This window comes from uncultured Sphingomonas sp. (assembly GCF_964244235.1).
Classification (GTDB): Bacteria; Pseudomonadota; Alphaproteobacteria; order Sphingomonadales; family Sphingomonadaceae; genus Sphingomonas.
This window is the reverse complement of sequence record NZ_CAXTII010000070.1, coordinates 1-14,865: the sequence shown is the minus strand read 5'-3', so window position 1 is coordinate 14,865 and position 14,865 is coordinate 1. Positions and strand designations below refer to the sequence as shown.

Here is a 14,865-nt window from a genome sequence, read left to right as displayed (position 1 = left end):
ATATCGATCCCGGCAATGTCGCGCGGATATAGAAGTTGCCCTCCTCCAGATGCGGCAGGAACTCGACGCCGAGCGAGCGCACCGCGACGAACGCGGTCAGAAGCAATATCGCGGTCAGGCCAAGTGTCAGCAACCGATTGGCGAGCGCGAAAGCGGCGGCGGGTTCATAGGCGCGGCGCAGCTTGCGGACGATCCAGGTCTCCACCTCGTCGAGATCGTCGGGCAGCAGCATCGCCGACAGCACGGGGGAAATCAGGAAGGTGGCGATCAGCCCGCCGCCGATCGCATAGGCATAGGTCTTTGCCATCGGGCCGAAGATGTGGCCCTCGACGCCGGTCAGCGTGAAGAGCGGCAGGAAGCTGGCGATGATGATCGCGGCGGCGAAGAAGATGCCGCGGCTGACATCGCTCGACGCGTGCAGGATCGCGGAGAAGCGGCTGGCGTGATTGGCATGGCCGTGTCCCGCCGCGATCCGCTGTCCGCGTTCGACCATATGGCGGAAGATCGCCTCCACCATGATGACGCTGGCATCCACCACCAGCCCGAAATCCAGCGCGCCGACCGACAGCAGGTTCGCGCTTTCGCCCTGGATCGTCAGGATCAGCACCGCGAAGGCGAGCGCGAACGGGATGGTCAGCGAAACGATGACCGCGCTGCGCAGATTGCCGAGAAATATCCACTGGAGGAAAAAGATCAGGCCGATGCCAACGACGAGGTTTTCCATGACGGTATGCGTCGTCAGGTCGATCAGGTTCGACCGGTCGTAGATCGGCGTCAGCTGCACCCCCGGAGGCAGGATGCCGGTCGTGTTGATCGTCTCGATCTCCGCCTTCACCGCCTCGATCGTCGGCATCGACTGCGCGCCGCGCTGCATCAGGACGATGCCCATCACGATGTCGTTGTCCTTGCCCTCACCGGCGATGCCGAGGCGCGGCAGATTGCCGATGCTGATCGTCGCGACGTCCTTGACGAGCACGGGGTTGCCGGCGTTCGTCGCGACCAGCACGTTCCGGATCGCATCGGTCGACTGGATCAGACCTACCCCGCGGACGATCGCCGCCTGCGGCCCGAAATTTATCGTCTGCGCGCCGACATTGCCGTCGCCCTTGCCGATCGCGGACAGCACCTGGCCGACGGTGACGCCGTGCGCGAGCAACCGGTCCTCGTCGATCACGACCGAATAGTCGCGCAGTTTCCCGCCCCAGCCGGTCACATCGACGACGCCGGGAATCCGCTTGAACCGGCGTTGCAGGACCCAGTCCTGGATCGTCTTCAGGTCCATCACCGAATAGCCCGGCGGGGCGGTCATCCGGTACCGGAAGATCTCGCCGATCGGGCTGGTAGGGGAGATCGTCGGCTGCGCCCCGCCGGGCAGATTGCCGAGCGTGCTCAACCGCCCGAGAACGCGCTGCTCCGCCTCGCGGAAACCGACATCGTAACTGAACTGGATCTTCACGTCGGACAGCCCGAAGAGCGATATCGTGCGTACCGCGGTGATGTTCGGAACCCCGGCGATGGCGACCTCGATCGGGATGGTGACGCCCCGTTCCATCTCCTCGGCGGAAATGCCGTTCGACTGGGTGATGACCTCGACCATCGGCGGGACCGGATCGGGATAGGCCTCGATATTGAGGTTCGCGAAGGCGACGCCGCCGGCCAGCACCATGCCGACCAGCACGACCAGCATCAGCACCCGCTGGCGCAGCGCGAATTCGACGACCTTGTTCATGTGCGCGGGCCCGGCGTTTCAGGACGGTTCACTGGCCCGCACCTGCTTCGTTCACGAACAGCGCCCCGGCGGTCACGATCCGGTCGCCGCGCTTCAGTCCGCCGGCGATCACCGCCATGCTGTCGCTGTCACCCGAAACGACGACGGTCCGGGCACGCAGCAGCCGGTCGGGGCCGAGTACCCAGACGCGCGCGCCGTCGCCTTCGTGGATCACCGCCGCGGCGGGCACGAGGAGAGCCGCGCCCGGTCCGGCGCGTGCGATCTGGAAGCTCGCGAACATCTGCGGCTTCAGCGCCTCGCCCGGATTGACGACCGTCGCGCGTACCGGCAGCCGGTGAGTCGCCGGGTCGAGCGCGGCAGCGACATTGTCGACGATGGCATGGAATGTTCGTCCGGGATAGGCGGGCGTCGTCACCTCCACGGCATCGCCGACATGCACCGAAGCGGCGTCACCCTCGGGCAATTGCGCGATCAGCCAGACATGGCCGAAATCCGCGATCGTCATCACCGGCTTGTCGCCGCCGGCACCGACATATTGGCCGGGTGCGACACCGCGGCTCGCGACGACGCCAGCGACCGGCGATCGATAGGTCGTCTGCGTCGATGTACCGTTGCTGTCGCCGGTCGTCTGAAAACGGGCGACCTCGGCGGGGTCCTTGCCGAACAAGGCGAGCTTGTCGCGTGCCGCGGTCAACGCGGCGTCGGCGCTGCGTAACGTGGCGCCCGCGGTCACCACGTCGCTTTGCGCCTGACGATAATCCTTCAGCGCACCACCCGCGGTCTGGTAGATCGCCTGTTGCCGCGCGGCATTGTCGCTCGCGATCTTGAGCTGCGCCGCGGCGGTGGAGCGCGCCGCCGCGGTCGAGGCAAGCGTATTACGTGCCTCGACGAAATCCGGCGAGGCGATCCTCAGCAGCGGCTGGCCGCGTACGACATGCTGCCCCGCCTGCACGAATACCTCGGCAACCTGCCCCGAATACGGGAGCAGCACGGGCGTGCTGTGGTCTTCGTCGACCGAGATCGTACCGGTCGCATCGACATGGCTGCCCGCGACGCCGTCGCCGACGACGGCGATCTTCATCTGCGCCAGCTGCTCGGGCGTCGCCCGGAACGTGCCGGCGGGAAGCGGCGGGGCCGGAGTGTCGACCGGTGTTGCGATCCGACGCCACACCATCTTCACCACGAAGACCGCGACGACGACCGCCGCCGCGATCAGCAACCATCGTCGTTGCCTGGCTGCGTCGAGGCGACGCGCCGTCGGCAATGGCGGCTCATGATGAAAATCTATCATGGTATCCAACCTTGCCCCGGTCCAGATGCGACTTGCGAACGCCCATGGTGCAGCGCAATAGAACTGCGGGCTTACATCAGACTTACGGGTGGGAGGGCGCGAGGCAGACATGCGATTGCTGCTGGTCGAAGACGACACCGCGCTCGCCGACGCGTTGCGAAATGCACTCGAACGCCGCGGCATCTCCAGCGACCATGCCGCGAACGCCAGCGACGCCGGTCAGATGCTGACCGTGGCGCGCTATGCTGCCGTCGTCCTCGATATCGGGCTGCCCGACCGAAGCGGGATCGAGGTCTTGCGTGAACTGCGCGGCCGCGACGATCCGATCCCCGTCGTCCTGCTGACCGCGCGGGGCGAGCTTGGCGACCGGATCGAGGGATTGAACGCCGGTGCCGACGATTATCTCGTCAAGCCGTTCGCCGTGGAGGAACTCGTCGCTCGGTTGAAAGCGGTGCGCCGGCGGCAGGGCGCGTTCCAGGGCAGCGTGCTTCGCTTCGCCAATGTCCGGTTCGATACGGACTCACGCGACGTACTGGCCGACGATCGGCCGGTGGCGCTGTCCGCGCGCGAAATGGAACTGTTCGCGCTGCTGATGCGGCGTGGCGGGCAAGTCGTTGCGAAGCGACTGGTCGAGGATCAGCTCTACGGCCTGACCGGAACGCTCGGATCGAACGCGGTCGAGGTCTACGTCCACCGCCTGCGCCGCAAGATCGAGGACGCAGGCGCGACGGTGAGGATCGAGACGATCCGGGGCGTCGGTTACATGCTGCGCGCTACGTCGTGACGCCGGGCCTGATCAAACGGTATCTGCCGCGGTCGCTGATCCTGCGGATCCTGCTGGTGGAATTCGTGGCGATCGCCGGGGTCGTGGTGATCGTCGCGGTGCTGCTCGTGTCGATACTCCATCAAACCACCGCACTGTACCAGGATCGCGCATTGCTGGACCAGGCGCAGACGATTGCGCTTGGCCTGAGCGAAGGGCTTGCGGAAAACCGGATCGAAGAGTCGAGCGCGATCCTGCCCGCCTATTCCAGCACCTATGACGGACGCGCCTTCGTGGTCGTCGATGGTGCCGGACGGGCGGCGATCGCGAGCCGCTACGCCGAACGCGTGCCGTGGCGGCAGGCCCCTCAAAGGCCGACCGCTCAGCCGTTCCGCGCCGGGACGTTCGTCGGTGTCAGCCTGCCGGTGTCGATCGGCGGAGAAGCGTTCTGGGTCGTGGTGTCGCAGGACGAGGCACGGCCGGGCGCGATCCTCGACGATGTCGAACGCGCGCTGCTGCTGCGTTATGTCGCGCTGCTGGTGCCGGTCCTGTTGCTCCTGCCGCTCGTCAACAGCCTGCTGATCCGGCGACTGGTCGCGGCGGTCCGGACCGTATCCGCCCACGCGACGCAGATCGATGCGCGCACGCTCGACATCCGGCTGGACGACACGGATCTGCCCGCCGAGGTGTTGCCGCTGGTCCGGGCCACCAACGCACTGATCGCGCGGCTGGAGGAAAGCTTTGCACAGCAATCGCAATTCATCGCCAATGTCGTCCACGAACTCCGCACGCCGCTGGCGACCTTGCGCATCCGCCTCGACGGGGTGGGCGATGCCGATGTGCGGGAGGCATCGGTGCGGCAGGTGGATCGGTTGTCGCATGTCGTCGGCCAGTTGAGCGACCTCTCGGCGCTGGAACGCGTGCCCGATGGCGCAGTCGAGCGCTTCGACCTCACGCTGCTGGCGGTCGAGACGATCGCTACCGTGGTCGAGCAGGAAATGGCCCGGGACCATGAGATCGGGCTGGATGCGCCCGACGAAGCGGTCTTCGTGACCGCGAACCGCGTGCTGATCGGGCTCGCGCTGTCGAATCTGGTCACCAATGCGTTTCGTCATACGCCGGCGGGAACGACGGTTGGCGTTTCGGTCGCGCTCGACGGCACCCTGACCGTCGTAGACGATGGTCAGGGGATCACCGCGCATAGCCCCGACTTGCTCACGCGCCGTTTCTGGCGCGCCGATCACGGTCGATCGGACAGCGCGGGGCTGGGACTGGCGATCGTCGACCGCGTGGCGCGGGCGCACGGCGCGGCGTTATCGATCCGCAATCGGCCCGGGGGTGGGGCGGTGTTTTCGATCCTTCTGCCGGGCGCGGACCGGCAAGGCTGACTACCGCGGCAGGATGATCGTCGCGTCCAGCCCGCCGCCCTCGCGGTTCGTCAGCACGATCTCGCCGCCGGCCTCCCTGACGATGCCGCGCGCGAGGGCCAGGCCGAGCCCGATCCCGCCTGTCTTGCGGTTGCGTGATTGCTCCAGCCGGGTGAACGGATCGAAGACGTCCGCCAGTCGGTCGGGCGGAATACCCGGCCCCTCGTCGGCAACGACGATCCGGATATCGATCGACGACGTTTCGATGCGGACATCCGCACGCTGCCCGTATTTGACGGCATTCTCGATCAGGTTGCGCACCGCGCGCCGCATCAGCGATGGCCGCAACCGGGTGCGCAGCCGGTCGGTGTCGGCGAATTGGACGTTGCAGCCGAGATCGCGGAAGTCCTCGACCACCGCATCGACCAGCGCGGCGAGGTCGACCTCGGTCGGTGCCTCGCTCGGCCGACCGATCCGCGCGAGCGACAGGATATCGTCCAGCGTGCCGTTCATTTCCGCGATCGTCTCCGCCATGCGCGTCCGGTCGGTTTCGTCCTCGACCGATTCGATCCGCACGCGCAGTGCCGCCAACGGCGTCCGCAAGTCATGCCCGATCGCGCCGAGCATCCGGTTCTTTTCGTCGAGCATCGCGGTGACGCGCAGCGTCAGTGCGTTGAACGCCGCGATCAGGTGCGCGATGTCGTGCGGCCCGCGCTGGGTCAGCAACGGTCCCTCCTCGCCGGGCGCGAACCGATCGGCGGCCATCGTCAGGTCGCGTAGCGGGCGCGAGATGCGGCGACCGATCCAGATCACCGGCAGCAATACGATGACATAGAGGATCAGCGTCTGCCCGATCAGCCGCCACAACAGGAACCAGTCGTTCCCCGGCCAAGGCACACGCTGGACCAGCCAGCCCATTCCCGGCTGCTCGACGGCGACGACGAGTTGGCTGCGGATGTGCGTGCGGCGTTCAATGCGCTGCTGCCACGGCGGCGCGTCGCGGGGGTCGGCCGGGCGAACCGCCGACGCGATGACTCCCGGCCTGAACCCGCCTTCGACCAGGACGGCACGCAGACGTTCATCGACGTCGGTCTGCGAGTTCTCTCGTGCCGTGACTGGATTCGCAGGCAGGCGGCGGATGCGTCCACGATCGGCGACGGGGCCGCGGCCCTGCGACGTACGTTCGACAGCGTCCAGCACACGCGCAGCGACGGGACCGGCGATCTGTTCGAGCCGTGCATGGCCGCGCTCGTGGAGCAGCATGGCGAAGTTGATCGCCTGCGCCACAAACAACGCGATGGCGATCAGCAGCACCATCTGCCCCGCCAGGCTTTGCGGCCAGAACCACCGCATCATGCGGCTCACAACCGCGTCACCTCGGCGGAAAGCGTGTAGCCGCCGCCCCAGACGGTCTTGATGATCTCGGGGTTTTTCGCGTCCGCCTCGATCTTGCGGCGCAGGCGGCTGACCTGGTTGTCGATCGCGCGATCGAAAGCCGCCGCCTCGCGTCCCTGCGTCAGGTCCAGCAACTGGTCGCGTGTCAGGACTTGCCGCGGGCGGGTAACGAGCGCGAGCAGCAGGTTGTATTCGCCCGTCGACAGCGGCAGCGACACGCCCTCGCGATCGACCAGCGCGCGCTCGCCGGTCTTCAATACCCAGCCGGCAAAGGCGTAGGATCCGCTTTCAGGCGCGTGCTGACGCGTGCCGCCCGCCGTCACGCGGCGCAGTACCACTTTCACCCGGGTCGCGAGTTCGCGCGGCGAGAAGGGTTTGACGACATAGTCGTCCGCGCCCATTTCAAGACCGACGATCCGGTCGGTCTCCTCCGTTCGCGCGGTCAGCAGAATGACGGGGGTATCGCTCGTCGCCGCGATATGACGGCACAGGCTGAGCCCGTCCTCGCCCGGCATCATGACGTCGAGGACGACGAGATCGATCGCATAGGCCGCCAGCCGCATCCGCGCGCTTTCCGCATCGCCCGCCTGGGTCACGCGGAACCCCTGCCTGGTCAGATATTGCGCAAGCGGTTCGCGGATCGATCGCTCGTCATCGACGAGCAGGAGGTGGGGTCCGTCGGCCATCGTAGGAGGCGTACACCATGAACGGGGAACGGCAAGGACGGGCCGGGCGGGCCGTGGATACGCGCCCGGCGTCGGCGACGCTTATTGCCGGCCGGAAGGCGGCAGCGGCGGGGTCTCGCTCGTGGTCCGCTCGCGCCGATCGCCCTGCCGCATCTCGCGCATGTTCGCCATTTCGGTACGGTCGATCTTGCCGTCGTGGTTCGTATCCATCCGGTCGAACCGTTCGATCTGACGCGCGCGATACTCGTCGCGACTGACGATCCGGCCCCCCCCGCCGCGTGGTCCGCCCGGCGGGGGCGTCGCTCCGCCGCCACGTCGCGCCATCGCGGCATCGCGGTACGCGGTCATCTCGTCGGGCGTGATCTTGCCGTCATGGTTCGCATCCATCTCGTCGAAACGGTGGTCCGCGGCCGCGATCGCCTCCTCACGCGTGACGATGCCGTCATGGTTGGCGTCGGCGGCCAACATACCGCCGCCCCATCCGCCGCCGCGCGGGGGCGGGGGTGGCGGCATCTGACCGGGTGGCGGGGTGTCGGACTGGGCGAAAGCCACGCCGCCGATGGCGGTGCCGGCCACCGCGATCGCGATCAGGATTTTGCGCATGGGTCTCTCCGAATATACGCAGGCGGATGATCCGCCGACCCGGTCGTTGTGGCGTGCCGCTGTCGCCCGAATATGTCGCGGCGCGCGGCGATTGTCGCAATATGTACCGCTGCCCTATCCGAAGATCGCGACGCTCTGCATCCCTTCGGCCAGCAACCGTCCGTCCGCATTCCATACCCGCATCGTCTGGCTGGAACATCCGTTGGCGGCATAGTCGGTGGTCGCGCCGAGAAGCCACCAGCCATCGGTCGTCGCGGGCCGTGGTTCGAGCAGGTTGACCTGCCACGTCAGCGAACTGATCGGCACGAAGTCCTTGCCGAGCAGTTTGAACGCCGCGGGTGGCAACGCATCCGCCATCGCGATCAGTTCGACCAGCGGATCGAGCCCGGCGCGGTCGCGCAGGCGGCCCCAGCGCCGCCATTCCGCAGGTCCGCTGCCGTCCTTGACGTCGAGGAATTCGAAATTGCCCGTAAAGAAATCCGCGGGGCCGACATACAGCGTCGCATCCGCGGCGGGCGGCGCCTGCGGCTCGACTTCGCGTGCATCATGCGCGATCCGCGAGACCTGGTCCGCCATGAAGACGAAGGTGGCGCGAAAGCCGAGCCCCTTGTCCGACACGATGTCCGCCTGCACGAACGCCGCGTTCCGCCCCCGCCGAAGCAGCGTCGCGGTAATCGCCACTCGCCCCGAAAGCGGGCCGACGAATGACACGATCGCCGATCGAAGCGTCGGCAGGTCAACATCCGAGCTTTGCGCCGCGTGAAGCGCCAACGCTGACGATAAACCACCATAGGCGGTACGCCCCTGCAACCAGTTTTCCGGGATGTCCACCGCGAACCCACCCTCGATCAGCTCGGCGACGGCCAGGATTTCGGGGAGCGACCTCATGCGACGGTTCCCAGCAACCAATCGCGCAATTCGCGTTTCAGTACCTTGCCGATCGCACTGCGCGGCAGTTCGTCGATCGCGTGGAGTTCCGCGATCCGCTGCGTCTTGCCCAATTGCACATTCGTCCAGGCGCGGATCGCTTCCGGCTCCTCGGTCGCGCCCGGCCTGGGCACGTAGAAGCCCACCGGCGTCTCCCCCCAGGCCTGGCTCGGCATACCGACCACGGTGCAGTCCGCAACCGCAGGGTGGCGCGACAGCACCGCCTCCAGATCGACCGGATAGATGTTGAACCCGCCCGAGATGATCAGGTCCTTCTTGCGGTCGAGCAAAGTCAGGAACCCGTCCTCGTCGAACCGGCCGATATCGCCGTGGCGGATGAAGCGGTTGCCGTCCGCGTCATGCCATTCCGCCTCGCGCGTGGCGCCTTCGCGGCCGTAATAGCCCGTCATCATCGCGGGCGACCGGCCGACGACCTCGCCCATTTGCCCCTGCGCGACCTCCTGGCCATCGTCGTCGATCAGGCGGATGTCGTGACCCGGCATCGGTTGGCCAACGGTTTGGAGCTTGTCGGGATTGGCCGAGGCGTTGAGCGCGCACGACCCGCCGCCCTCGGTCATGCCGTAATATTCGACCAGCAGGCCGGGCCACCGCGCGAGGATGTCCGCCTTCAGCACGGCCGCGAAGGGCGCGCTGGTGGAGGTCTTGAAGCGGAACGCCGATAGGTCGAACGAATCGAAATCGGGCAGCGCCATGATCCGCTGATATTGCACCGGCACCAGCATCGCGTGCGTCGCGCGGTGCTCGGCGGCCAATTCCAGATACCGGCGCGCGTCGAACTTCGCCATCAGCATGGCCGTCCCGCCCCAGCCGAGCGTCGGCAGGAAGCTGACCAGCGTGGTATTGGAATGGAGCGGGGTCGCGATCATCGTCACCGCGCTCTCGAACCCGGCGGCCGCGTTGCGCGACAGATGCTGCCAGCGCATCGCATGGCTCTGGACGATGCCCCTGGGCTTGCCGGTGGTGCCCGAGGAATAGATGATGTTGAAGCCGTCCGCCGGCGCGATCATCGCCGGCGCGGGCGTCGCGCCTGCGGGTAACAGCCAAGCCTCGAAGGTTGCCGGATCGAGCGCGACGCAGGCTGCGGCGATCGCCTGATCGGCAAGTGCTGCCTCGGCGGCAGCATCGAGGAACACCACAGGTGCCTCGCAATCCGCAATCATCCCGGCAATCGCTTCGGATGTCGCGGAAGGGGCGATCGGTGCGGCCAGCGCACCGATGCGCAGCGCGGCGACGAAGACCGCGGCATAGTCGACCGTCGGGGCGGCGACGATCGCCACTGCCTGGCCCCGACGGACGCCGCAATGCTGCAGCGTGGCCGCGATGCGGTCGATCCGCGCGTCGAATGCGCCGTAGGCGATCGACCCGGCATCGTCGGCGACCGCGGTCTTGCCGGGTTGCGCCGCGGCATGCGCGCGGATGAGGTCGGGGAGCGTCGCGAAGTCGCCGGCGAGCAGGTCGGGTGCGGTCTGCATATCGTAGCCAGCGCTAGGCGAAGCGCAGGGCCAATGCCATACGCGTTGTTCGAAAAAGGAGTACGGGATGGCGGATCGGGATCTAGCGGGGCGCACGGCGATCGTCACGGGCGGCGGCACCGGCATCGGTGCGGCCGTCGTCCGACGGCTGGCGGCGCGGGACGTTTCGTGCGTCATCAACTATGCGCATAGCCAGGGCGAAAGCGTTCGAACGCCTCAATGCGCGCATCGCCGCCGCGACGCCGATGGCGATGGCGACCGGGGCGGAGGATATCGCGGGACCGATCGTAATGCTGCTCGACCCCGCGAGCCCTGCGGTGACGGGGAGACGCTGCTGGTAGATGCGGGCGCGCATCTGGATGTGGGCCTGTCGCGGCGTCCGGGGCGGGAGGGGTGGCCTCTTACCGTCACCCCGGCGAAGGCCGGGGTCCATCGTGCCGCGGAACCAGACGCGTGAGAATGCGCGGCACGATGGATCCCGGCACAAGGCCGGGATGACGGAGGTTGGTTTTGCGTCAACCGGGCTTTGCATCCCGCACCAAACCATGCGATTGCGAACCCATACCCGATCTTCAGATACGTCACCCCGGAGAGACCGCCATGGCGACCACCACCGCCGATATCGCGACCGCAGACCCGATCGACACGTTTCGCCGCGAAGCGCGCGACTGGTTGGCGGCGAACTTCCCCAAATCGCTCGCCAACCAGGCGATGACGCTGTCCGCGCTGGAGGGTCCCGGCGACGTCTCCCCCGACGAGGCGGCGTGGACCAGGGCGGTCGGCGACAAGGGCTGGGGCGTGCCGACCTGGCCCAGGCAATATGGCGGCGGCGGGCTCAGCCGGGCCGAGACGCGCGTGCTGCAGGAGGAGATGCAGAAGATCGGCGCGTGGAACCCGATTGGCGGCATGGGCGTGATGATGTTCGGGCCGACGCTGCTGGAATATGGCACCGAGGCGCAGAAGCTGGAGCATATCCCGAACATCGCCAAGGGCCTGGTGCGCTGGTGCCAGGGCTATTCCGAGCCGGGTGCCGGTTCCGATCTCGCGAGCCTGCAGATGGCCGCGGAGGACAAGGGCGACCATTACCTCGTCAACGGGCAGAAGACCTGGACCTCGGGCGGGCAATGGGCGGACAAATGCTTCGCGCTCGTCCGCACCGACCGTACGAAGAAGCATGAGGGCATCAGCTTCCTGCTGATCGACATGGATGCGCCGGGCGTGGAGGTGAAGCCGATCCGGATGATCTCGGGCGCATCGCCGTTCTGCGAGACGTTCTTCACCAACGTGAAGGTGCCCAAGGAGAACCTCGTCGGCGTCGAGGGGCAGGGATGGACGATCGGCAAGCGGCTGCTCCAGCACGAACGCTCCAGCCTGTCGGGTGGCGGCGGCAGTGCGGGGCGAATGCTGGCAGGCAAGTCCGTCAGCGCGCTCGCCAGGGACTATCGCGGCACCGACGACCAGGGCCGGATCGCCGATGCCGATCTGCGGATGCGGATCGTTCGCCACGAAATGGACAGCCGTGCCTTCATGCTGACGCTCCGCCGGGCTGCGCTTGAGTCGAAATCGAACCAGGGACCCTCCGCGGCCAGTTCGATCATGAAGAATGTCGGTGCGCGCGTGACGCAGGACCGCGCAGAGCTCGGTATCGAGATCATGGGGATGAACGGGCTTGGCTGGGAAGGCGAAGGCTTCACCGAGGACGAGACCGCGCAGACCCGCACCTGGCTGTGGGGCAAGGCGGTATCGATCTATGGCGGTTCGAGCGAGATCCAGAACAACGTGATCGCCAAGCGCATCCTGGGGATGCTGGACCACCAGTAACGATCCAATCCGTTACCCCGGCCTGGGCTGGGTGACGTATCTCTACCGGGGACCCGACCGATGGCCGTGCTTAACGACGAACAGACGATGCTGCGCGACATGGCACGCGAATGGGCGGACAACGAATCGCCGGTGACCGCGTTTCGCCGACTGCGCGATTCCGGCGACGCGCTCGACGACCCGGCGTGGCAGGAAATGGGCCAGATGGGGTGGGCCGGTATCGTCGTGCCCGAGGCGCATGGCGGATCGGCGTTCGGCTACCTCTCGCTGGGCCTCGTGATCGAGCAGATGGGACGCAATCTGGCCGCATCGCCGCTGGCGTCGACCGGTCCGGCCGCGACCGCGATCGACATGGGGTCCGACGACGCGGCGAAGCGCGAATGGCTGCCCAAGATCGCCACCGGTGAGGCGATCGTCACGCTCGCGATCGACGAAGGCCCGGTGCATGATCCGGCGACGCTGGCAACCGCGGTCGAGGACGGCATGCTGACCGGCACCAAGCTCTTCGTTGCCGAAGGCGATGTCGCGGTCGCTTTCGTGGTTTCCGCGGTCGATGGTTTGTATCTCGTGGCTGCCGGCGAAGGCGTGACGGTCGCCGCGCGTCACATGGCGGACGGACGCAGCCATGCGCAGGTTGCCTTCGAGCGCGCGCCGGCGATCCGTCTTGGTGGCCCCGACCTGACCATGGCGATCGTCGACCGCGCGACCGCGCTCGTCACCGCCGAGATGCTCGGTCTCGCCGAACAGGCGTTCGCGACGACCAACGATTATCTCAAGACGCGCGTCCAGTTCGGACAGCCGCTCTCCACCTTCCAGGCGCTGCAGCACCGGATGGCCAAGATGTTCACCGAACTGGAGCTGATGCGGTCGGTCGTCGAAGGTGCGTTCGAGGCGATCGATGCGGGCCGTTCCGACATCGACCAAGCGGTGAGCCTGGCAAAGGCGACAGGCAGCGAGACGTCGAAGCTTGTCAGCCGCGAGATGGTACAACTTCACGGGGGGATCGGCATGACCGACGAACATGACGCGGGGTTGTACCTGAAACGCGCCGCGACGCTGGAGGCGATGTGGGGGAACGCGGCGTATCACCGCGAACGGTTTGCGCGGTTGAACGGGTATTGATTGCCGTTCCCCTCCGGGCGGGGGTGCTGCATCAAAGGCGTTCGTGATGCGTCGTAACTACGACGACGACGAAAAAACACGCGTCGCGCGCTACCCCCCGTGCGCCGCCAGTGCTGCCAGCAGCAGCAACGCCACGATGTTGGTGATCTTTATCATCGGGTTGACCGCAGGACCTGCGGTGTCCTTGTAGGGATCGCCGACCGTGTCGCCTGTAACCGCGGCCTTGTGCGCTTCGCTTCCCTTGCCGCCATGGTTGCCGTCCTCGATATATTTCTTCGCATTGTCCCATGCGCCGCCGCCGCTGGTCATCGAGATCGCGACGAACAATCCCGACACGATCACGCCGAGCAGCATCGCGCCGACCGCGGCGAAGGCGCTGCCCTGGCCGTCCACCGCGCGGATCACGAAGTACAGGACGATCGGCGACAACACCGGCAGGAGCGACGGGACGATCATCTCACGGATCGCGGCGCGCGTGACGAGATCGACGGTGCGCCCGTAATTGGGACGGGTCGTGCCTAGCATGATACCCGGATTGTCCCGGAACTGCGCGCGGACTTCCTCGACGACCGCCCCTGCCGCACGGCCGACAGCGGTCATCCCGAACGCACCGAACAGATAGGGCAGCAATGCACCGAGCAGTAGTCCGACGATGACATACGGGTTCGACAGCGAAAAATCGACCGGCACGCCGGGGAAGAACTCGCGCAGGTCGGTGGTGTACGCGCCGAACAGCACGAGCGCGGCGAGCGCGGCGGAGCCGATCGCATAGCCCTTGGTCACCGCCTTCGTCGTATTGCCCACAGCGTCGAGCGCATCGGTGCGGTGGCGGACATCGTCGGGCAAGCCTGCCATCTCCGCGATCCCGCCCGCATTGTCGGTGACCGGGCCGTACGCGTCGAGCGCTACGACCATCCCCGCCAGCGCCAGCATCGCGGTCGCGCCGAACGCGACACCGATGATCCCGGCGATCTTGAATGCCGCGACGACGGCGATCACGATGACGATCGTCGGCGCGGCGGTCGACTCGAGGCTGATCGCCAGGCCCTGGATGACGTTGGTGCCGTGGCCCGTCTCCGATGCCTTCGCGATCGACCTTACGGGGCGGTAATTGGTACCGGTGTAATATTCGGTGATCCACACCAGCGCGCCGGTCAGCGCCAGGCCGATCAACATGCACCAGAACAGCCCCATGCCGGTAAACGTCATACCGACGGGGGCCGCCGCGACGAACTGATCGGCGGGAAGCGCCAGCGCCTCGGCCGGATTGATCGACTTCATCGCGATCGGCGCGGTCATGTCGCCCAGCACGTACTGGGTCGCGAAATAGATCGCGGGCACCGCGAGGATCGCGGAGGTCCAGAACCCCTTGTAGAGCGCGCCCATGATGCTGCCGCCGCCGAGGCGGACCATGTAGGTCCCGATGATCGAGGTGACGATGCACACCCCGCCGACGATCAGCGGCAGGCTCATCAGCTTGGTCAGGCCCGCGGTATCCGCACTGACGGTCAGTGCGATCGAGACCATGGTCAGACCGAGGGTCACAACATAGGTTTCGAACAGATCGGCGGCCATGCCGGCGCAGTCGCCGACGTTGTCGCCGACGTTGTCCGCGATGGTGCCGGGGGTGCGGGGATCGTCCTCCGGACTACCCGCCCCGACCGCGCC

The 14,865-nt window shown here is 66.9% G+C and carries 13 protein-coding genes; 5 read left to right on the top strand and 8 right to left on the bottom strand.

Annotation, left to right across the window (positions count from 1 at the left end; all coding sequences use genetic code 11):
* A partial coding sequence (locus ACFE7D_RS11380) for an efflux RND transporter permease subunit (protein ID WP_375395533.1) occupies positions 1-1,729 on the bottom strand: 1,729 nt, incomplete at its 3' end.
* Positions 1,730-1,757: 28 nt separating this feature from the next.
* Positions 1,758-3,020: an efflux RND transporter periplasmic adaptor subunit gene (locus ACFE7D_RS11375; RefSeq protein ID WP_375395532.1), complete on the bottom strand. Its 1,263-nt coding sequence runs from the start codon at positions 3,018-3,020 to the stop codon at positions 1,758-1,760.
* Between the two features lie 109 nt (positions 3,021-3,129).
* On the opposite strand from ACFE7D_RS11375, the gene ACFE7D_RS11370 reads away from it, so the two are divergent.
* Both ACFE7D_RS11370 and ACFE7D_RS11365 read left to right on the top strand, forming a co-directional pair.
* Positions 3,130-3,804, top strand: coding sequence for a response regulator (locus ACFE7D_RS11370; RefSeq protein ID WP_375395531.1), 675 nt, complete (start codon positions 3,130-3,132; stop codon positions 3,802-3,804).
* Positions 3,801-5,171, top strand: a complete 1,371-nt coding sequence (locus tag ACFE7D_RS11365; protein WP_375395530.1) for a sensor histidine kinase — start codon at positions 3,801-3,803, stop codon at positions 5,169-5,171. The genes ACFE7D_RS11370 and ACFE7D_RS11365 overlap by 4 nt, the downstream gene beginning before the upstream one ends.
* On the opposite strand, the gene ACFE7D_RS11360 is transcribed toward ACFE7D_RS11365, so the two are convergent.
* The 5 genes from ACFE7D_RS11360 to ACFE7D_RS11340 form a co-directional block, all read right to left on the bottom strand.
* A complete protein-coding gene (locus tag ACFE7D_RS11360; RefSeq protein WP_375395534.1) occupies positions 5,172-6,506 on the bottom strand; it encodes a sensor histidine kinase in 1,335 nt (444 codons plus the stop codon).
* Positions 6,507-6,511: 5 nt separating this feature from the next.
* Positions 6,512-7,231: a response regulator gene (locus tag ACFE7D_RS11355; protein WP_375395529.1), complete on the bottom strand. Its 720-nt coding sequence runs from the start codon at positions 7,229-7,231 to the stop codon at positions 6,512-6,514.
* Between the two features lie 81 nt (positions 7,232-7,312).
* Positions 7,313-7,834, bottom strand: coding sequence for an EF-hand domain-containing protein (locus tag ACFE7D_RS11350; RefSeq protein ID WP_375395528.1), 522 nt, complete (start codon positions 7,832-7,834; stop codon positions 7,313-7,315).
* Between the two features lie 114 nt (positions 7,835-7,948).
* Positions 7,949-8,722 carry a thioesterase family protein gene (locus tag ACFE7D_RS11345; RefSeq protein WP_375395527.1) on the bottom strand — a complete coding sequence of 258 codons (774 nt, stop codon included), beginning with the start codon at positions 8,720-8,722 and terminating at the stop codon, positions 7,949-7,951.
* Positions 8,719-10,254 carry a class I adenylate-forming enzyme family protein gene (locus tag ACFE7D_RS11340; protein WP_375395526.1) on the bottom strand — a complete coding sequence of 512 codons (1,536 nt, stop codon included), beginning with the start codon at positions 10,252-10,254 and terminating at the stop codon, positions 8,719-8,721. The genes ACFE7D_RS11345 and ACFE7D_RS11340 overlap by 4 nt, the downstream gene beginning before the upstream one ends.
* A gap of 67 nt (positions 10,255-10,321) precedes the next feature.
* Here ACFE7D_RS11340 and ACFE7D_RS11335 point away from each other — a divergent pair, with 67 nt between their 5' ends.
* The 3 genes from ACFE7D_RS11335 (at position 10,322) to ACFE7D_RS11325 (ending at position 13,197) form a co-directional block, all read left to right on the top strand.
* Positions 10,322-10,711 (top strand): hypothetical protein, encoded by a 390-nt coding sequence (locus ACFE7D_RS11335; RefSeq protein ID WP_375395525.1) that lies wholly within the window; start codon positions 10,322-10,324, stop codon positions 10,709-10,711.
* Positions 10,712-10,854: 143 nt separating this feature from the next.
* The gene (locus tag ACFE7D_RS11330) at positions 10,855-12,075 is read left to right on the top strand and encodes an acyl-CoA dehydrogenase family protein (RefSeq protein WP_375395524.1); all 1,221 of its coding nucleotides are present in this window, start codon (positions 10,855-10,857) and stop codon (positions 12,073-12,075) included.
* A gap of 60 nt (positions 12,076-12,135) precedes the next feature.
* Complete coding sequence (locus ACFE7D_RS11325) at positions 12,136-13,197, top strand: acyl-CoA dehydrogenase family protein (protein ID WP_375395523.1); 1,062 nt, start codon at positions 12,136-12,138, stop codon at positions 13,195-13,197.
* 90 nt (positions 13,198-13,287) lie between these two features.
* Here the strand turns inward: ACFE7D_RS11325 and ACFE7D_RS11320 are convergent.
* The coding region (locus tag ACFE7D_RS11320; RefSeq protein ID WP_375395522.1) for a sodium-translocating pyrophosphatase at positions 13,288-14,865 on the bottom strand (1,578 nt) is incomplete at its 5' end.

Bases quoted from the DNA above. Each gene is read 5' to 3' on its own strand.
- ACFE7D_RS11370 (WP_375395531.1), top strand. From the start codon at position 3,130: ATGCGATTGCTGCTGGTCGAAGACGACACCGCGCTCGCCGACGCGTTG.
- ACFE7D_RS11350 (WP_375395528.1), bottom strand. From the start codon at position 7,834: ATGCGCAAAATCCTGATCGCGATCGCGGTGGCCGGCACCGCCATCGGC.
- ACFE7D_RS11330 (WP_375395524.1), top strand. From the start codon at position 10,855: ATGGCGACCACCACCGCCGATATCGCGACCGCAGACCCGATCGACACG.
- ACFE7D_RS11355 (WP_375395529.1), bottom strand. From the start codon at position 7,231: ATGGCCGACGGACCCCACCTCCTGCTCGTCGATGACGAGCGATCGATC.
- ACFE7D_RS11345 (WP_375395527.1), bottom strand. From the start codon at position 8,722: ATGAGGTCGCTCCCCGAAATCCTGGCCGTCGCCGAGCTGATCGAGGGT.
- ACFE7D_RS11335 (WP_375395525.1), top strand. From the start codon at position 10,322: ATGGCGGATCGGGATCTAGCGGGGCGCACGGCGATCGTCACGGGCGGC.
- ACFE7D_RS11340 (WP_375395526.1), bottom strand. From the start codon at position 10,254: ATGCAGACCGCACCCGACCTGCTCGCCGGCGACTTCGCGACGCTCCCC.
- ACFE7D_RS11325 (WP_375395523.1), top strand. From the start codon at position 12,136: ATGGCCGTGCTTAACGACGAACAGACGATGCTGCGCGACATGGCACGC.
- ACFE7D_RS11360 (WP_375395534.1), bottom strand. From the start codon at position 6,506: ATGATGCGGTGGTTCTGGCCGCAAAGCCTGGCGGGGCAGATGGTGCTG.
- ACFE7D_RS11375 (WP_375395532.1), bottom strand. From the start codon at position 3,020: ATGATAGATTTTCATCATGAGCCGCCATTGCCGACGGCGCGTCGCCTC.